General features: G+C 64.9%; 17 protein-coding genes and 3 pseudogenes. 12 read left to right on the top strand and 8 right to left on the bottom strand.

Going from position 1 to position 17,968, the window contains the following annotated elements; genetic code table 11:
• Positions 1-6 precede the first annotated feature (6 nt).
• The 4 genes and pseudogenes from QUE68_RS10725 to QUE68_RS10710 all read right to left on the bottom strand — a co-directional run.
• Positions 7-663: a class I SAM-dependent methyltransferase gene (locus tag QUE68_RS10725; protein WP_286275591.1), complete on the bottom strand. Its 657-nt coding sequence runs from the start codon at positions 661-663 to the stop codon at positions 7-9.
• A gap of 14 nt (positions 664-677) precedes the next feature.
• Entirely contained in the window at positions 678-1,421 is a 744-nt protein-coding gene (locus tag QUE68_RS10720; protein ID WP_286275590.1) for a TetR/AcrR family transcriptional regulator, read from the bottom strand.
• A 181-nt stretch (positions 1,422-1,602) separates the two neighbouring features.
• Positions 1,603-1,833, bottom strand: a pseudogene (gene ligC, locus QUE68_RS10715) (ATP-dependent DNA ligase); the annotation flags it as partial.
• A 1,039-nt stretch (positions 1,834-2,872) separates the two neighbouring features.
• Positions 2,873-3,007, bottom strand: a pseudogene (locus tag QUE68_RS10710) (tyrosine-type recombinase/integrase); the annotation flags it as partial.
• Here QUE68_RS10710 and QUE68_RS10705 point away from each other — a divergent pair.
• Positions 2,974-3,150, top strand: coding sequence for a winged helix-turn-helix domain-containing protein (locus QUE68_RS10705; RefSeq protein WP_455013158.1), 177 nt, complete (start codon positions 2,974-2,976; stop codon positions 3,148-3,150). The pseudogene QUE68_RS10710 and the gene QUE68_RS10705 overlap by 34 nt on opposite strands.
• A 150-nt stretch (positions 3,151-3,300) precedes the next feature.
• Here QUE68_RS10705 and QUE68_RS10700 read toward each other — a convergent pair whose 3' ends face one another.
• The gene (locus QUE68_RS10700) at positions 3,301-3,444 is read right to left on the bottom strand and encodes a hypothetical protein (protein WP_286275589.1); all 144 of its coding nucleotides are present in this window, start codon (positions 3,442-3,444) and stop codon (positions 3,301-3,303) included.
• A 79-nt stretch (positions 3,445-3,523) separates the two neighbouring features.
• On the opposite strand from QUE68_RS10700, the gene QUE68_RS10695 reads away from it, so the two are divergent.
• From QUE68_RS10695 to QUE68_RS29610, 3 genes are read left to right on the top strand one after another with little or no spacing between them, the layout of a single operon-like run.
• Positions 3,524-4,513: a L,D-transpeptidase gene (locus QUE68_RS10695; RefSeq protein WP_455013156.1), complete on the top strand. Its 990-nt coding sequence runs from the start codon at positions 3,524-3,526 to the stop codon at positions 4,511-4,513.
• Complete coding sequence (gene ripC, locus QUE68_RS10690; RefSeq protein ID WP_455013154.1) at positions 4,513-5,673, top strand: peptidoglycan hydrolase RipC; 1,161 nt, start codon at positions 4,513-4,515, stop codon at positions 5,671-5,673. Before QUE68_RS10695 ends, ripC begins: the two co-directional genes overlap by 1 nt.
• 26 nt (positions 5,674-5,699) lie before the next feature.
• On the top strand, positions 5,700-5,843 hold the full coding sequence (locus QUE68_RS29610; protein WP_455013152.1) for a hypothetical protein: 144 nt from the start codon (positions 5,700-5,702) through the stop codon (positions 5,841-5,843).
• 72 nt (positions 5,844-5,915) lie between these two features.
• Here QUE68_RS29610 and QUE68_RS10680 read toward each other — a convergent pair whose 3' ends face one another.
• Positions 5,916-6,593, bottom strand: coding sequence for an SDR family oxidoreductase (locus QUE68_RS10680; RefSeq protein ID WP_286275587.1), 678 nt, complete (start codon positions 6,591-6,593; stop codon positions 5,916-5,918).
• Positions 6,594-6,761: 168 nt separating this feature from the next.
• A complete protein-coding gene (locus QUE68_RS10675) occupies positions 6,762-7,679 on the bottom strand; it encodes an NAD(P)H-binding protein (protein ID WP_286275586.1) in 918 nt (305 codons plus the stop codon).
• A gap of 71 nt (positions 7,680-7,750) precedes the next feature.
• Between QUE68_RS10675 and QUE68_RS10670 the strand changes: the two genes are divergently transcribed.
• From QUE68_RS10670 to QUE68_RS10655, 4 genes and pseudogenes are all read left to right on the top strand, one after another.
• A complete protein-coding gene (locus tag QUE68_RS10670) occupies positions 7,751-8,407 on the top strand; it encodes a TetR/AcrR family transcriptional regulator (RefSeq protein WP_286275585.1) in 657 nt (218 codons plus the stop codon).
• A 180-nt stretch (positions 8,408-8,587) separates the two neighbouring features.
• Positions 8,588-9,028 carry an ArsR/SmtB family transcription factor gene (locus QUE68_RS10665; RefSeq protein ID WP_286275584.1) on the top strand — a complete coding sequence of 147 codons (441 nt, stop codon included), beginning with the start codon at positions 8,588-8,590 and terminating at the stop codon, positions 9,026-9,028.
• Entirely contained in the window at positions 9,025-10,080 is a 1,056-nt protein-coding gene (locus tag QUE68_RS10660; protein ID WP_286275583.1) for a cation diffusion facilitator family transporter, read from the top strand. Before QUE68_RS10665 ends, QUE68_RS10660 begins: the two co-directional genes overlap by 4 nt.
• Positions 10,081-10,237: 157 nt before the next feature.
• A pseudogene (locus QUE68_RS10655) lies at positions 10,238-10,914 on the top strand (cation transporter).
• Between the two features lie 1,015 nt (positions 10,915-11,929).
• Here QUE68_RS10655 and QUE68_RS10650 read toward each other — a convergent pair.
• Positions 11,930-13,138: a L,D-transpeptidase gene (locus QUE68_RS10650; protein WP_286275795.1), complete on the bottom strand. Its 1,209-nt coding sequence runs from the start codon at positions 13,136-13,138 to the stop codon at positions 11,930-11,932.
• 1,078 nt (positions 13,139-14,216) lie between these two features.
• Between QUE68_RS10650 and istA the strand changes: the two genes are divergently transcribed.
• The 4 genes from istA (at position 14,217) to QUE68_RS10625 (ending at position 17,948) form a co-directional block, all read left to right on the top strand.
• Positions 14,217-15,839: an IS21 family transposase gene (istA, locus tag QUE68_RS10640; protein WP_284226301.1), complete on the top strand. Its 1,623-nt coding sequence runs from the start codon at positions 14,217-14,219 to the stop codon at positions 15,837-15,839.
• A 1-nt stretch (position 15,840) separates the two neighbouring features.
• A complete protein-coding gene (istB, locus tag QUE68_RS10635; protein WP_284226300.1) occupies positions 15,841-16,641 on the top strand; it encodes an IS21-like element helper ATPase IstB in 801 nt (266 codons plus the stop codon).
• Between the two features lie 201 nt (positions 16,642-16,842).
• The gene (locus QUE68_RS10630; protein ID WP_286275582.1) at positions 16,843-17,358 is read left to right on the top strand and encodes a hypothetical protein; all 516 of its coding nucleotides are present in this window, start codon (positions 16,843-16,845) and stop codon (positions 17,356-17,358) included.
• A gap of 176 nt (positions 17,359-17,534) precedes the next feature.
• Positions 17,535-17,948, top strand: coding sequence for a hypothetical protein (locus tag QUE68_RS10625; protein ID WP_286275581.1), 414 nt, complete (start codon positions 17,535-17,537; stop codon positions 17,946-17,948).
• Positions 17,949-17,968 lie beyond the last annotated feature (20 nt).

Below are 17,968 nucleotides of genomic sequence, written 5' to 3'. Positions count from 1 at the left end.
CAGCGGTCAGGTCGCCGTTGCGGTGAACCACACCGTCGTGGGGATGTGTGGCCTGCGGTGGATACCGACGTCGACGAAGCCCGCCGAGTGCAGCCATGAAGTGGTGTCGGCGATAGTGGGCACCCGGTAGATGGTCGGGTCGAAACGTTCGGGTAGTGGGTGGTCGTCGGCCAGTGAGGTGAGGACGAGCCGGCCGCCGGTGCGCAGAGTCCGGGCTATGTCGGCGAGGGTGGCACCGGGGTGTGGCCAGAAGTACACGTTGTGCACACTCAGAACGGCGTCGAGGCTGTCGTCGGGTAACGGCAGGGTCGTGCCGTCCCCGCAATGTAGCGACATATTGCCTGCGGCAATCGGGTCGGCGTTGCGGCGCCCGGCAACAGCCAACATCTGTCCCGAAACCTCGACTCCGACGACGTCGGCGCCGGCCGCGGCGAGCTGTGTCAGGGTTCGGCCGGGACCGAACCCGATTTCGCAGACGCGCTCGCCGTGCGCCGGCGCAAGCAGTTCGAGAGCCACGTCGTTGACCTCGGCGGTCTCGGCGAGCCAGATCCGGCCGAGTAGCCAACCGAATGCCCCGCTGGGCTGGGCGGCCTGGCGTGACAGGTACCGGGCGGACCAGGACGGCTTGCGTTCTGCGGGGATTGGGCAGGAGCGGCTCAGCATGATTTGACCTCCGGTCAGTTGGTGGAAGGTGGCGTGGTGGCCCGCACGACCAGTTCGGCGAGAGTCGCGGCGACTGCAGCGTCGTCGATCACTCCGGGTCGGGCGGTCGAATGTTGGCCGGGTGCCGGGTCGAAGTGGAAGTGCACCGCCCACAGCGCGCACAGCTCCACGATCGTTCGGGCGACCACCGGCACCGGCCCGGGCAAGTTCATGGTGTCGGCTCGCACGCCGCGACCGAGGTATGCCTCGATGCCGCTGATCTGCGCGTCGCGACCCGCCCCGAACCACACCTCGGCCAAGTCGGGCAGCTCGGGGGCGCAGCGGTCGATGAGTTTGATCGCGATGCGGTGCCGGGCGAGCCGGGTGTACAGGTCGATGACTATTCCGGCGAGCTCAGCGCGGCACTCCGCCGGTGTGGCCCCGGCCGGTAACGGGTCGAGAAGCGTTCGCGCCAGCGAAGTCTCGGCGACTTCGGCCGTTAGCCGTCCGGCGACGAGGGCGGCGAGTTCGCCGTCCCCCGGCGCCGGTATCGGCAAGTCCGTCGGACCGGGCATCGGCTCGTAGCCGTCGGCATAGCGCACCGCCGCTGCGAACAATGCAGCCTTCCCCTGTGCGTAGCCGTACAGCGTGCCCTTGGCCAGACCGAGCGCATCGGCCACGTCCTGCATCTGTGTGCGCTGATATCCGTGCGTGACGAAGACCCGCGCCGCAGCGGCAACGACAGCAGGGAAGCGGTCTGGAGGTATGACGCGCGGCATGACGCCACGTTATTATAACTGACTGAGTCGGTCAACAATTGGCGGAGATTCTTGCGTCGAGGCAATTGGAACGAAATGAGGGGCAAACAACCTCATACTGCACGGCCGGCGTGACATTTCTAGTGGCCAAGTCAGGCCCCCTGCGGTGCACGAAGCCGCTTAAAGCGCATCAGTTTTCAGTTCACATGAGGCCGGGGATGATGTTGCTCAATTCAAAGCTGAGCGGTTGTTCGAGCTGGGTGGTGAATGAGAACGGGTCGCGGTCGACGCGCCAGCGATTGAATTGGGCGGTGTGACGGAAACGCTCGCCTTCCATGTGGTCGTCGCGAACCTCGACTACCCGCTCGGGTCGCAACGGCACGAACGAGAGATCCTTGCCCGCATTCCAGCGGGAGGTTTCGTTCTTGCGCGGGCCAGATCGCGGTAGAAGCCGCGGATGGCGAACAAGATCGAGTGAATTCGCAATTTGCCGGTCCGGCCGAACCGATCGTCCGGCGGGATCGCTGCCTGGTGAGGGGAGTCGGGCCGTGACAACAGCGCTACTGGCGGTGCGGCCGCCGCGCGGGTCGCGGCCGCCTGTCGACGTGCCTGAGGCCGGGGGTCCTCGTCCTCGATCGTCACTTCGGCGGAAGCCCCAATAGCTCCCGAACCGCGGCCGCGTCGTAGCTCGGCTCGATCGTCGGCCCCGTACCGGCGATTGGGCGTAGCGCTCCAGGACCTTGCCGACCAGGTCTTCCAACCGCGGTTGGGTGTAGATCTGGGTGGTCGTGACGCTGGTATGCCGCAGTACGGTCTGTACGTCGACCAGCGCGAACGCGGGATCGGCCAGCATCCGCGCGGCGGCGGTGTGACGGAAATCGTGCAGGACCAGTTGGTCCCCAAGCCGTCATTCGCCCGTCGTAGGACCGCCCGCATCGCGTGATAGCTCAGCGGTGCTGGCGTGGATCGCCGCGTCCACAACAGCGGACCGCCGGGACTCATCGACGGCCGCTGATCGGCAAGGTACAGCGCCAACCACACGAAGGAGTCCACCGACGCCGGAACCGTCTCACGCGCCCGGCTGCCCTTGCTGGTCACCGTGATGGTGTACCGGCCGGCGTCCAGGTCGCGTCTTCTGCCGGTAGTTCGCACGCTTGTGAATGACGAAGTCCTGCATGGGATTGTGGTGCGCATGCGGACGTCCACCACCCCGGGTGCGCTGCGCTGGTACTGGGTTGACCAAAGGTCAAAGATCGGTGGCGCAGGCATGGTCGTAGAAGCCGAACAACACCGAGAGTTGATGGTTGATGGTCCGCGCTGCGTACTTCACCGGCAGCTCGGTCATACCCGTGAGCGCATTGACCGAATGGAGGGGGTCGGTCCGGGTGCCGGCGCAGACGCTGCGGGTTCGGCGTTTCGCGTAGATGCTCCACGAAGGCGCGGACGTCGACACGCTCGGCTCGCTCCCAACCAATCAGCCGCTCGTGCAGGAACCGGACCCACCGCAGCAGGTCGAACGCGTAACTTCGAACTGTGAGTGGACTGCAATCCGACGCCGCCAGCTCCCGCAGGTATGACGTCGCTCCGAGGTGCGGCGCTGGCGGCACGGCCCGGTGTCGTTCTGACCCGTCGGCAGCTGGTGGCCGAGGTGTGGGGCGACTCGCGTCCGGTCAGTCGGGCGCTCGTCGAGGCGCACATCGGTGGGCTGCGCCGCAAGCTCGGTGATGACCCAGCAGCCCCCGATACGTGACCACGGTGCGGGGCAGCGGCTACCGACTTGCCACGACCTGACACGCGCGGGCCGGCACAGGCGACCTAGCAGAGCAGTTCTCCGCGCGGCTCGTTGCCGGTATCGCATCTACTGTGTTGCGACGTACTACTTTAGTGCGTAGGTTCTTGGTCACGGTTCGGCAACGGAGGTCACGACCATGGATCCAGCAATGTGCGCGTGTTGTGACGCGATGGCTGCCGCCGCTGCCACGAGCTGCTGCCCGCCGATGGCGATGCCGATGCCGCCACCGCCGCCGATGTAGGACAAAGCCACTCGTAGGCAGTGAGTCTGGGTCGATGCGCCCGATCCGGATCGATGTCGTCAACTGGAGGTCACGAGGATGCCGCGGTTCATGCGGGCGCTAATAGCTGCCGCGATGGGTGTGGCCGCAGTCTTCATGGGCGGCACACCCGCGTCAGCTGACCCCGACCCCGTCGTCGACGATCCGGCACTGCTGGACGTGCCAGTCGATTTGGCCGCACCGACCCCGATGCTTCCTGGTCCCGCAGTCCTGCCCGGTCCGGGCAGGATACCGCCGCCACCTCTGGCCTTGCCGCCCGCCGATCCCTTCGCAGCTCCCGCGGCAGTCGTGCCCTTGGGCACGCCGGCTGGGCAAAACCCGGCACCGTTCACCGGGCAGCCGCCGTTTTTGCCGCCGTCGTTCAACCCGGTCAACGGCTCGATGGTGGGCGTGGCCAAACCGATCATCGTCAACTTCCAACGCCCGATCGCCAACCGGCCGATGGCCGAACAGGCCATTCACGTGTCCTCGACACCGCCGGTGCCAGGCAAGTTCTACTGGATGAGCGACAGCCAAGTCCGGTGGCGACCCACTGACTTCTGGCCAGCCAACACGAACGTCACCATCGACGCCGCCGGCACGAAGTCGAGTTTCAGGACCGGAGATGCACTCGTCGCGACCATCGATGACAAGACACACCAGATGCAGGTCATGCGAAACGGCAAGCTGGAGAAGACCTTCCCCGTGTCGTTGGGGAAGAAGGGTTACGAAACGCCTAACGGGACCTACTACGTCCTGGAGAGGTTCGCCGACCTGGTGATGGACTCCTCCACCTACGGCGTACCGATCGACGGCCCGGAAGGCTACAAATTGAAGGTTCAGGACGCCGTTCGGATCGACAACAGCGGAATCTTCGTCCACGGCGCTCCATGGTCGGTGGCCGATCAGGGCAAGCGCAACGTCAGCCACGGCTGCCCCAACCTCAGCCCTGCCGACGCCCAGTGGTTCTACGACAACTTCGGCAGTGGCGATCCCGTCGTCGTCAAGAACTCCGTCGGCCTCTACGACCAGAACGACGGCGCCCAGGACTGGCAAATCTGATGCAGGCCCACACACGCCGCCTCTTCTTGTCTGCCCGCGCCCTGGCCAACGGCGTGACCGCGGCATCCCATCGTCTCGTCGCCGCCCTGCTGGCGATGCTTATCCTGTCCACCGGTGTCATCGCTGCCGATGTGCGAGCCGACCCCGCCGCCGACGCGCTCGCCCAACTCAACGAACTGTCGCGGGAGGCCGAGCAGACCACCGAAGCCATGCATTCGGCACAACTCAGCCTCGATGCGGCCGCGGCGGCGGAGGACGTCGCCGAGCGAAGGAATATCGACGACCTCGCCGTCGTGACGATCGCGCGGGCCAACCTCACCACCTATCAGGGGGCCGTCGATGACGTTGCTGCGGCCGAGTACATGGGTGGACCCACCGACGAACTCACGGGCATTCTGACCGCGAACTCGCCGCAGCAGCTGATCGACCAACTTGCCGTCAAGAACGCGATGGGCACCGAGATGGCCACGACGATGCGCCGCTTCCGGGAGGCCCGCGCCCGAGCCGGCACCGCTGAAAGGGCCTCGGCCACTTCAGCATCCGAGGCGCGCACCGCTGCCGAGCAGGCCAGCGCCGTCCGTACCGAACTGCAGGCCAAGCAAACTCGACTCCGGTTGCAGATTGCGGCGGTGAAGTCCAGATACGACGCGCTGACCCCCGACCAGCAGGCCGCGCTGGCAGCCCTCCCGCCGCCCGTCAATACACCGGCAGCAGGGCCTGACGTGCTGGCCGGCGGCGAGGTCGTGCCACCCATCGACGGTGTACCGCCGGGTGAGGTCACCGCCCCCGACGCGGCGCCGCCGGTGGGTGGGGGGTCTGGGAACGCGGCCGTCGTCCAAGCTGCCCTGACCCGCATCGGCTCCCCCTACTCGTGGGGTGGCTCCGGGCCGAACGCGTTCGACTGCTCGGGTCTGATCATGTGGGCGTTCCAGCAAACCGGCAAGTCGCTGCCGCATTCGAGCCAGTCGCTTGCCACCGGTGGTCAGCCCGTCTCGCGAGACGACCTGCAGCCCGGGGACATCGTGACCTTCTACTCCGACGTGTCCCATGCGGGGATCTACATCGGGGACGGAATGATGGTGCACGCCTCGACCTACGGCACCCCGGTTCGCGTAGCGCCGGTAGATTCGTCTCCATTCCACAATGCCCGTCGGTACTAGGCGCTGTCCGCTACGACCAAATGCAAGTGCGACGATTCCGCCACACCGCCCAATTCAACCGCTGGCGTACCGACCGCCACGCGGGTTCGTGCACCTACGCTCAACTCGAACAGCCGCTGACCTTCAGCCTTGGCGACATCGTTCCCGACCTCGGCGGTATCAATTCGTGAATTAGGCAATTTTCGCCGCCGCCTCCTCGGCGACTGCGGGCTATCGGGTGGCCTCTGCGCTGCAGAATACGTTCAGCACTTCGTGCTCGAAATCCATTCGGCGAAGAGGGTTTCGGAGACGTAGGCGCCGACACCGGGTAGCAGTGTTCGCTCGCTCAGCAGTGCACCGAAGTAGCGGGCTTCGGGGTCGGTCAAGACGTCACGTGGATCCGACCGGTGAGCTAAGGTCGTTCGTGCGGGGTCATCGAGGCCGATGGGTTCTGGGCCAACGATTTCGATCGTTCCGTCGGCGGGTTCGCCGAGCGCAACGCGAGTGACCTCACGTGCGACGTCGTCGGCCGCTACGGCCCGGATGAGCGCGTGCGGGAGACGGACCGTGGTGTCACTGGTTGCGGAATCAGCTATGGCATCGATGAACTCGTAGAACTGAGCTGCACGAACGATCGAGTATGGGACGTCGGACTCCTTGATCAGCTGCTCCTGCGCGATCTTGTCCCGCATGTATCCGCTGTCCGGCAGTTTGTCGGCTCCCACGATGGAAAGGGCAACGTGGTGGCGGACGCCAGCCGCGGTCTCCGAAGACAGAAGGTTGCCGGTGGAGGTAGTGAAGAAATCGAGGACGGCCTCGTCGTCCAGCGATGGCGAGTTGGATACGTCGACGACGTGGGCGTCGGTGAGCGCCTGGGCGAGCCGTCGCCGGTGACCGCGTTGACCCCAGTACTCGGTGAGGCGGCAGTGCGTGGTGGCCACGCGCGATGAGCTGGGCGGCCACCTTGGCACCGATCATTCCCGTACCGCCGACAATGACGACTTTCGTCATGGTGATGAACCTTCCGTGGATCTGAGCTGGCGTCGAATGGGAGTAACGGAAATGTCGGTCAAGCAGCACTCAGTCGTGATGGCCGCTGGCCGGTTGGATCAGAGTGTCATTTGTGCGACGAGCGCCTTGCCCTGGGAGGAGTGCAACCAGGACGCCAGCGACCGTGGTTGGTGACCGGTGAGGGAGGCGAAGTCGGTTGTGACGGTGTCCATCTCGCCGCTGCCGAAGTAGCTGAACAGATCGAAGAGATGATTCACCATCTCGGTGGGGGCGCCTGCGCGAAGGAGAAGGTTCTGCAGCTCGTCGGGTGTGTGATCAGTGTGCTGCAGCGGCACTGCGAGCGCATCTGCCAGGGCCGCCACGATCTCGTCGCCTGACAGCGCTTGGGGACCGGTCAGTGTGTAGGCGCAGCCGGCGTGACGGGGATCGGTCAGAGCGGTAGCTGCGGCGTCGCCGACGTCGCGCGCATCGATGAGGTTGACTCGGGCAGCGCCGAAGGCCAACGGCACCTGCCCGTCGGGCCGGATCAGACGGCTGATCCCGCCGAGAAGCGACGAGAACACCGCGGTGGGGCGCAACACGGTCCCAGCCAACCCGGTGTTGGCGAGGAGTTCGCGTTCCAGGCGATGGTGGTCGAGCGCGATTGTGGGCGGGGGGTCGCGGTCGGCTGCGGCGGCGGAGATGTAGACGACCCGCTCCACCCCGGCTGCGGTGGCGGCAGCGAGCGCGGCGCGTTCGTAGGTGAGCTGGTCGGGGTGATGCCCGCAGAGCAACAGCACCGCTTCGGCATCGTCGAACGCGGCGGTCAGCGTGTCCGGATCGCTGAAGTCGGCGTGGACGGTCTGCACGTCGGCGGTGATGTCGGCGGGATTGCGCACGACTGCGCGCACGCGTCGCTCGTGGCCTCCTGCGATCAACGACGTCAGCACTTCGCGTCCGATGGTGCCGGTCGCGCCGGTGATCGCCAGCGTTCCCACGCTGTTCGCCGGGCCAACGGTGGTGTTCGGATTCGACATGCCTCTAATATCTGAGGAATCCTCATATTTGACAACTCGCGTTTCACGACCGGCGTCAGGAAGGTTCCACGGTGCCCACATTGCCGCCAAGCGGTGTCGTTGAGCAGCGCAGACGTCCGCTTCAGGATCGCTCGCGCGCGACGGTGTCATTTGTTCTCGAAGCGGCGGCTCAGCTTTTCGCCGAAAGCGGCTATGACGCGGTCACCACCAACGCGGTCGCCGAACGCGCCGGCGTATCGATCGGGACGCTGTACCAGTACTTTGCGAACAAGGACGACCTGTTGATGGCCCTGTTGGAGCACCACGTCGCCGCCGCCCAGCAAGCAATCGCGACGGCATTTCGTGATCTGCCGGGACCCGACCTTCGCTCCGTGATCGCCGAGCTCGTGCACTTCACGCTGGCACACAACACCGCGCATCCCGACCTGGGCAGCATCATGCAGGCCTACGCACCGCGCAGCACCCTGCTCCAGGGTCACTTGTCAGAAACCCGGCGCCTCATCGCCGACACGATCGTCAACCGGCTTCGAGCCACGCGACGGTCAATGCCCGACCGCGAACTGCTGTTACGGGCCGAGCTCGCTGCCCGCGTCATCGAGCACCTCACACATAGCGTCGCGCACGACGCGCCCGTCGGCGAATCCACCGACGCCCTGAGCGCCGAGATCGCTCGGTTGGTGATGGGTTACCTGGACGCGCCTTCGAACTCACCTGACCTTGTGGAGTAAATGGACCGCAAAAGTCCAGCCATCGACCTAATGCACGCTCCATCAAGCGATTTCGTGACATGGTTGGATCGCACGAGTGTCCCTCGTTAGACCGTGCGAATGCCAGCGCTGTGGTGGGAGATCAACCAGATACCCATCCCCGAGATTGCACCGGCCATCTATCCCGCCTACTATTTGCGTATGAATGCAGATAGCGGCGCATGTCATCGGGAGCTGCCGCCCGATCAGGTGGGCTTGGTGGTCGAGGTGTTCCGGATGCTGGCCGACGCCACCCGGGTGCAGGTGCTGTGGGCGTTGGTCAACCGGGAGATGTCGGTCAACGACCTCGCCACCCACGTGGGCAAACCAGCGCCATCGGTGTCACAGCATCTCGCCAAGCTGCGGATGGCGCGCCTGGTCCGCACCCGTCGTGAGGGCACCACGATCTTCTACAGCCTGGACAACGACCACGTCGGACAACTCGTCACCGACGCAGTCTTCAACGCCGAACACGCCGGACCCGGCGTCCCGGGCCATCATCGCAGCAGTGATGACCTACGAATCCTGCACTCCGACAGGCCTTTCGAATCAGACACACCCTCCGAACCGATCTCGAAGCGACCGGAGGAACACCGCGCATGACCCACGAGGGCATACCGGGCGCACCCGGCCAGGGCCACCATTCAGGACACGACCACGGTGCAGAAGACGGGCACACCCACGGGCATAGCCATCAGGGCCGCGGCGGCCGGTTCGGTGCCGCGATCCGCGAGGTCTTCGCCCCGCACAGCCACGATGCATCGGACAGTATCGACGGGGCACTGGAATCCAGCGCTGCCGGTATCCGGGCAGTGAAGATCAGCCTTCTCGCGCTCGGTGCCACCTCGATCGCGCAACTGGTGATCGTGCTGATCTCGGGATCGGTCGCGTTGTTGGCCGACACCATCCACAACTTCTCCGACGCCCTCACCGCGATCCCGCTGTGGATCGCCTTCGCACTGGGCACCAAAGCTGCCACGCGGCGCTACACCTACGGGTTCGGCCGCGCCGAAGACCTCGCCGGGCTGTTCGTCATCGCGATGATCACCCTGTCGGCCATCATCGCCGGGGTCGAATCCGTCAGGCGCCTGATCAACCCGGTCCCGGTCCAGCACCTCGGCTGGGTCGCCGTCGCAGGACTGGTCGGCTTCATCGGCAACGAACTCGTCGCGGTCTATCGCATCCGGGTCGGGCGTCGCATCGGTTCGGTCGCTCTCGTCGCCGACGGTCTCCACGCCCGTACCGACGGATTCACCTCGCTGGCCGTGCTTTTCGGTGCCGGGGGTGTCGCATTGGGCTTTCCGCTCGCCGACCCCATCATCGGGCTGCTCATCACCGCCGCCATCTTGGCGGTCCTGCGTACCGCGGTCAGAGACGTGTTCCGCCGCCTCATGGACGGCGTCGACCCGGCACTCGTCGACACCGCCGAGGCCGCCCTGGCCGCCGAACCCGGCGTGACCGCCGTCCGCAGCGTCAAGATGCGCTGGCTCGGCCACCGCCTGCACGCCGACGCCGAACTCGACATCGACCCGGCCACCAGCCTGTCCGATGCCCATCGAATCGCGCACGAGGCCGAATACACACTGACCCACGCAGTACCTAAACTGTCCAGCGCCTTGGTACACGCATATCCCTCGAACGACGGCGGCGCTTAGTGATTGGAATGTCGGCCGCCGGCGATGTCGACTTCACTGCAGTGCAGGACTGACCGGGGCCGAGGACAGCCCCAGCCCCCCGAGTCATCGCCCTTCCGGAACAACCGGCCGTTGGACGGATGTCACATCACCGAATACTTCTGGACGAGTTCAGTGAATGTGCCCAAACCATTTCCACTGCTGCGCCCACGACAGCGCGCCGGTAGTTCCCTGGCCTGCATCGAAGCGAACCCCCCTCTCTGAGGATCGTCGCGCACAGCTCACCCGGCGGGTGCGATTGCTCGTCGCGGCGACGATCACCTACAACGTGATCGAGGTGGTCGTCGCGATCGGCGCTGCCACGGTCGCGTCCTCGGCTGCTCTGATCGGGTTTGGACTCGATTCGGTCATCGAGGTGGCCTCCGCCACCGCGGTGGCATGGCACTTCTCTGGCCGTGACCCCGAGACCCGTGAGGCGCCGCGCTGCGCGTCATTGCACCGTCGTTCTTCGCCCTGGCCGGCTATGTCACCGTCGAGGTGGTCTGGGCGTTGTTCGGGTCGGTCGACGCCTCACCATCGACCGTGGGAGTCGTGCTGGCCGCGGTATCGCTTGTGGTGATGCCGTTTCTGTCCCATGCCCAGCGTCGCGCCGGCCGTGAGATCGGGTCAGCCAGTGCCGTTGCCGACTCCAGACAGACCCTGCTGTGCACCTACCTGTCGGGAGTCTTACTGGTCGGGATGTTGCTCAATAGCCTGTTCGGCTGGTCGTGGGCTGACCCTGTCGTCGCGCTGATCATCGCCGCCGTCGCGTTCAGGGAAGGCCGCGACGCCTGGCGCGGCCACCATTACCGCTGAACAGCAGGCGTCGTTCGGCGTTGCGGTGGGGGCGTGCTGCTGCGGCTGGCTAGGGTGGGCGAAACCCGATTGAGGTTTGCGGTTTCGCGAGCCGACGGCGTTGCCCAGCGGGTACTCGGCTGCTCCGCGCCTTGTCCCCGCCACAGCCGTCTATGACATCCACCCTCTGCTGACGCATGGTTCGATCTACGGTCGAAAAGACGAGATCTACGGTCGAACAGACGAATAATGCACACCTGGAATACGTGCACTCAGCCCACAGGGTGCTGACGGCCCTCGTTCGAGCCGTTCCAGCACAGGGGATCTCCCGCAGGATCGCCGACGTTCGCAACTAAAGGTCCGCATCCTCGGGCGAGGCGTAGTCGTCGGACTCCCACTGGCGCAACGGGTCTCGGCGACGAGGCGTGGCTGGACGTTGGTCGAGATCACCTCAGCATCTTTGAACGGTTCGCCAAGGAACTTGACCTTCCGTCCAGTCCCGGTCGGGTGATCGAATGGGGTTGCGTTCTCGGTGCGAACGTCGTCGCGTTCGCGCCCATCGCTTCGACGTTCCTCGCCGCCGACGTCCCACCCGAGAGTGTCACGGGGTGCGTACGACATGTCCGGGCGGTCTGCCAGACCCTCGTCGAACCGGTGCACATCGACATCGAGAACCCCAAACGGGCCGTGGAGGGTCGCGAGGAATCCTGCGAAACCTTTCTCTGCCCCTATGTCATCGAACTCACCGCGGGCCCGAGGCGGCGTTCCGAATCGTTCGGATCGCTGAGCAGTTGTTGGTCAGCGGTGGAATGGCCTTCATTCAGGTGAAGTACCGCACAGCGGACCCTCTACCCGCGGTCATCGGCGCGATTACCGTCGAAACCTGGCTAACATGACGACATTCGGGATCGCCGAATTGGTTACGGGCGATCGACTGCGGGCTGACGCCAAAGCTCATCACCCTGGTCCCGCGGAACCGGTTGGACACCCGGTCCGCCTGTTACGCCCCGATGAAGCCCTGACGCTCAACCCCGACTCATGGGGTGACCGCGTTCCCGGCCTGCCACTGGTCCCAGGGAATGTTCCAATCGCCCAGGCCGTCGGTGCCCGGCAACGTCGGACCCACCGTGTTCAGGACCTGGACTATGTCGCCCCGCTTCGTGTTGTCGTAGAACCACTGAGCATTGCTGGTGCTGACGTTGAGGCAGCCGTGGCTGACGTTGCTACGGCCTTGGCTGCCTACAGACCAGGGTGCGGCGTGAACGTAGATGCCGCTGTAGGACATCTGGGTGGCGTACTCGACTTCGAGTCGGTAGCCCTCCGCCGAGTTCACCGGAACACCGTAGGTCGAGGAATCCATGACGAGGTCGCGGTAGCGGTCACCGATGAGGTAAGTGCCGTTGTCGGTAGGGGCGCTGTTCTTGCCCATCGAGATTGGCATCGTCTTGACCACCTCGCCGTTGACCCGGACCGTCAACGTCTTGGTGGTGTCGTCGGCAGTGGCGATGACCTCGTCGCCGACGGTGAAGCGCGTGGTGACGTCGTCCTGGCCGAAGAGGCCGTCCCCGAGATCGACCCCGTAGGTGTTCACCGCGACGACGACGGCGGTGCCTGGCTTCCAGTAATCCCTTGGTCGCCAACGGACTTCGCGATCACTGAGCCAGTAGAACGCGCCGTCGACAGCAGGTTGGCTGGTGATGGTGATGGCCTTCTCGGCTGCCGTGCGGTCGAGAATCTTCTCGTCGAACCGGATCGCCACCGGCTGGCCGACTCCGACCACCTCGCCGTCGTTGGGCAGCACGTAGGGCATCGTCAGGTTCTCCGGCGAGCTGGTACGGAAAGTCATCGTGTCGTGGGCGATGCCGCCCAACCCGAGGGCTTCGGCTCGAAGTGTGTACCGCTTGTTGTAACCCAGCTGATCCGCCGTCGCCCACGTCAGCCCGTCGGGGCTCAGTTGGCCGGCTATTGCCTTGCCGTTGTCGTTGGTCAGACTCACCGCGCCCAACACCCCGGCGCTAGCACTGACGGTGATCGGAGAGTCCACCTCGACGCCGACGGCGCCGTCGGTGGTCGAGATATCAAGTTTCGGCACCAAGAGGGTCGAGTATGGGTCGCCTTTCTCTGAGATGACTTGCGCAGCCGGTGGCGGCGGCGAAACGTTTCCGGTGCAAGCGGTGAGCGCCAAGACGGCAACAACGAGCGCGACAATTGACCTGGGCCAGCAGCGAAATCGTTGACGGATCAGCGAAGAACCGACGGGTCGAAAGTTGGGGTGCTCGTTGGTCACCTCATCGCGGGGCGTCGAAGAAGCCTGAAATGTGGGGGGCGCTTCGACGGCCGAGGCACCGACCTTGCTGTCGATTACTGGCATTCTTGGAACCTCCGCGCTGCCTTGTCCGTGTGGTGTTCGGGCACGTGCCCATTGCGTAGCCGTTGCCCACGTTGATCCTACGTCCTTGGTACGTAGATCGGGGTTTGACGATTCGCGATGGCGGCGATGACGAGCAAGATCCAGGAACTACCCACGCGTCCCAGCTCAGCATCCAACTGCGTCCGCACGGTCCGGATCATCCGTGCGGCGGCAGCCCCCTGCTCACAGCCATACGCGTCGTCGGCTCAACCCGGTAACTGTTCCTACGGATGACTCAATCGTTTCCAAGGTCAGACGAGCCACCGGCCTTTCCAGGTCTTCAAGGTCCTTTGGAGTCGGCGGCGGGGACCATTGGCACTACATCTGATCGGCGTGCCGCGGGCAGACTGGCGCGCGCAGTCGCTTGCAAATGCTCGGGTTGGACTGTTCCGAAGAAGGGCGAAAAACGATGATGTGGTTTGGCAGTGGCGGATGGGGCTGGGGCGGCTGGCTCTTGATCAGTGTGGCGATGGTCTTGTTCTGGGCGGTGTTGATCACCGCCATAGTTGTCGGCATCCGGTATCTGACGGATTCACGTAGTACTGCCTCGCACGTGCCCAGTTCCGGTGCGTCGCGCGCGGAGGATCTGCTCTCCGAACGGTTTGCTCGCGGCGAGATAGACGCCGACGAATTTCGGCAGAGTCACGCCTTACTTCGTGAGCATTGATGATGACGTTGCGCCTCAACGGCTTTGAAATAGACCTGCGGTCGAGTCCCAGAGCCCGTGTCTCCGTCGGCGGTCAGACAAAGAGATTTGTCGTTTGCCATGAGCATGGGACCACTGTGACCTGATTTTGCCAGTGGGATGGGACCACCTGGATTGCCAGTTATGGGACCACCGGCGCGCCGCGTCGGTGGTCTCTTCGTTTGCCCGTTCGATCGCCGTGACAGTTCAAGTCACGGAGGCACGGGCATGGCTTTTCGGGAGGTCAGTGTGAACGAGATCAGGGAAGTGCTGCGGGTGTGGCTCGGGGTGGTGGGGTTACCGGCGCCGGGGTACCGCAGGATCGCCGCGCATTGCGGTGTGGACCGCAAAACGGTGCGCCGCTACGTGGAGGCCGCCCAGGCAGCGGGGCTGCGCCGAGACGACGATGTCAGCGCGCTCGATGACGGGTTGATCGGTGCGGTCGCCGAAGCGGTCCGCCCGGTGCGCCCCGATGGTCACGGCGCGGCCTGGGATCGGCTGCTCGAATTCGAGGAGCAGATCACCGCGTGGGTGGCCGGCGAGGGCGAGGCGCGGCCGTTGACGATCACCAAGATCGCGACGCTGTTGGACCGCCGAGGGTGTGTGGTTCCGTATCGGACGTTGAACCGATTCGCCAGTGAACGTTGCGGTTTCGGACGTAAGGACACCACGGTGCGAGTCGCCGACGGCGACCCGGGGGTGGAATGCCAGATCGATTTCGGCTACCTGGGGATGCTCACCGACACCGGTGATGGTCGTCGCCGCAAGGTGCACGCGTTGATCTTCACCGCCGTCTACAGCCGGCACATGTTCGTGTGGTTGTCGTATTCGCAGACCTTGGCGGCGGTGATCGCTGGCGCTCAGGCGGCGTGGGAGTTCTTCGGCGGCGTCTTCGCGGTGCTGATCCCGGATAACTTGAAACCGGTGATCGCCGCTGCCGATGCGGTCAACCCCCGGTTCACCGCGGGCTGGCTCGATTACGCCGGTCATGGCGGGTTCCTCACCGACCCGGCCCGGGTGCGCTCGCCCAAGGACAAGCCGCGGGTCGAACGCACGGTGCAGTATGTGCGTGGAAACTTCTGGGACGGTGAAACATTCACCAGTCTCGAGCAGGCGCAGCAGGCGGCGACCGCGTGGTGTGAGCGGACGGCCGGTATGCGCATCCACGGCACCACCTGCGCACGGCCGGTGGAGGTGTTCACCGCCGAAGAACAGCGACTCCTGCTGCCGGTGCCGGGGGCCTACGACGTGCCGGTGTTCAAGGCGGTCAAGGTGCACCGCGACTTCCACGCCGAGGTCGGCAAAGCCCTGTACTCGTTGCCCGAGCAGTGGATCGGCACCACGGTGGACGTGCGCGCCGATAGCGAGCTGGTGAAGTTCTATCACCGCGGCACGCTGGTGAAGGTCCATCCCCGCCAACCGGCAGGTGGGCGCAGCACCGACCGCAATGATCTGCCTGAGCACAAGGCCAGCTATGCGCTGCGGGACTTGGCGGCGTTGATCGCGGCGTGTGCCAGCCACGGGCCGAATGTCGGGATCTACGCCGAACGCATCCTCGATGACCCGCTGCCCTGGACCCGGATGCGGACCGTCTACCGGCTCCAGGGTCTGGTGCGCCGTTACGGCGCTGAGCGCGTCGATCGAGCATGTTCACTCGCGTTGGACCTCGACGTCGTCTCGGTCAACAAGATCGCTTCCATGCTGGAACGCGCCACCGAAACCACCACTCCGGCATTGCCCCGGGCGGTCGGGCAGTCAGCTACCCGGTTCTCGCGTGATCCATCCGAATTCACCAACACCCCAGCATCATTGACCGTCGTGGCCGATGCGCAACCCGAGGAGACCCGCTGACATGACCACGACCAACCGCGCAGCCGCCGACCCGGTCGGCGCTGATCTGCTCCGACTGCTCAAAGCACTCAAACTCGGCGCGTTGGCCGACACCCTGCCCGAACGTGCCGCCCTGGCCCGCCAACACAAACTCAGCCACATCGGGTTCCTCGAAACTCTGCTGGCTGATGAGGTATCCCGACGCGAATCCCGCTCAGCCGCCTTACGGGCGACCAAAGCCGGACTCGACCCGAGCATGCGTTTCGACACCTGGACCGCACAAGAGGACCTCCGCTATGACCGCACCCTGCTCGGGGATCTGACCTCGCTGCGGTTCCTCGACGCCGGCCAGTCCGCGATCGTCCTCGGGCCCGTCGGAGTAGGCAAGACGCATTTGGCAACAGCGTTGGGGCACATGGCTATTCGCCGACGGCACACCGTCATATTCGGTCGCGCCGACAAACTGTTCACCCGGCTACGCGCAGCCCGACTCGACCACACCGTCGACACCGAGATCCGCCGCCTGGCCGCGATTGACGTCCTCATCATCGACGACTTCGCGCTGCGCTCGCTCGATGCCACCGAAACCAGCGACTTCTACGAAATCGTCGTCGAACGTCACCGCACCAAGACCACCATCGTGACCTCCAACCGGGAACCCGCCGAATGGCTGACCATGACCGCCGACACGCTATTGGCTCAATCAGCCATCGACCGACTGACCGCGGCGGCCCACACCCTGGTCATCGAAGGACCGTCCTACCGCCAACGCGCCCGGCCCGGCCAGCTTGACCCAGACCACCCCGCCGAGCATCCTCAATAACGCGCCACGGTGGTCCCATCCTCCTGGCAATCAGGTGGTCCCATCACCCTGGCAAGCGACAGAGATTCACCCGTCGAGGTGCGACGTAGTCGCTGGCGTTGAATTCAAAGCATCCCCACGGCTGGCCCGTTTGAGCAACGTTCGTGGCAATCCATTGGTAGGAGCGCTCCCGTCGCTCAACTCACAGAGGCATGGTGAAGCATGACAGAACCACTGGAAACCCGAATTGAACCGACCGCCGTGGCCCCGGATCGACGGGCTACGGAAGAAACGCCTCGGCATGACCGGCCCAACAAGGTCTACCAGATCGCGGCAGTGGTGGGCATTGTGGCCGGTGTCGTCGTCATCGTCGCCGTCATTTTCTTCTCGGGGTTCGTCCTCGGCGTGCATTCTGGCAGCTTCGGTCGCGATCATCACGGTGGCGAGTTCGGCATGATGAACCAGTACGGCGGCCAACCGATGGGGCCCGGTCAGATGGGGCCTGGCGGAATGATGGGGCCTGGTCAGATGGGGCCCGGCGGCCAACCGATGGGGCCCGGTCAGATGGGGCCTGGCGGAATGATGGGGCCTGGTCAGATGGGGCCCGGCGGCCAACCGATGGGGCCTGGTCAGATGGGGCCCGGCGGCCAACCGATGGGGCCAGGCGGAATGATGGGCCCTGGTCAGCAGCAGTCCCCGACAGCGACGCCGGCCGTTCCCAACTCCCCGCGCCCGTAGCGGAATCGGTCACAAGCGTTCTCTGTCCTGTCAAGATGGCAGGTATCGATGACACGCAACCTCGGTGATACGACACCTCCGCAGCCGACTATCTACTAGGTTGATACGTAGGTTGGCCGCTGGGCGGCGACCATGTGCCGGGGAGCTCGGGGACCCCGGCAGCGGAAGGCGGATCGGTGACATCGCTGGCAGCGTGGCTTCTCACAGGATGCGGTGTCGCACTTGTGCTTATCGGTGGGTTCTTCCTCCTGCTGCGTCCACCTCTGATGGCCGAGGATGCGCGCTACATGGGTGTCACCATCGAGAACGTCGACCGCAACATACCCCGATTGGGCACGTGGCTGCGCCGCGTGTTCTGCGTACTGGGTGGCTACATCGTCACGACGGGAGTGCTGGTCGTGTACATCGCCAGCACCGGCGTGCGGGCCGGCAACGTTGGTGCCGTTGTGATGGTCGCAGTGGCGGGAATTACTTCGGTCGGCTGGATGTCCTTGGTCAACTTCATGATTCATTCGGACTTCAGATGGGCGCTGGTCGGCCTTGACGGCATTTGGGTGTGCGGAATCGTGTTAGCGGTGGCGGCACGATGACGGCATTTCGGTCTCCACTC

The sequence above is a fragment of the Mycolicibacterium sp. TUM20985 genome, assembly GCF_030295745.1.
Lineage (GTDB): Bacteria > Actinomycetota > Actinomycetes > Mycobacteriales > Mycobacteriaceae > Mycobacterium.
Note: the sequence above shows the minus strand (reverse complement) of the source record. Positions and strands in the feature narration are given on the sequence as shown.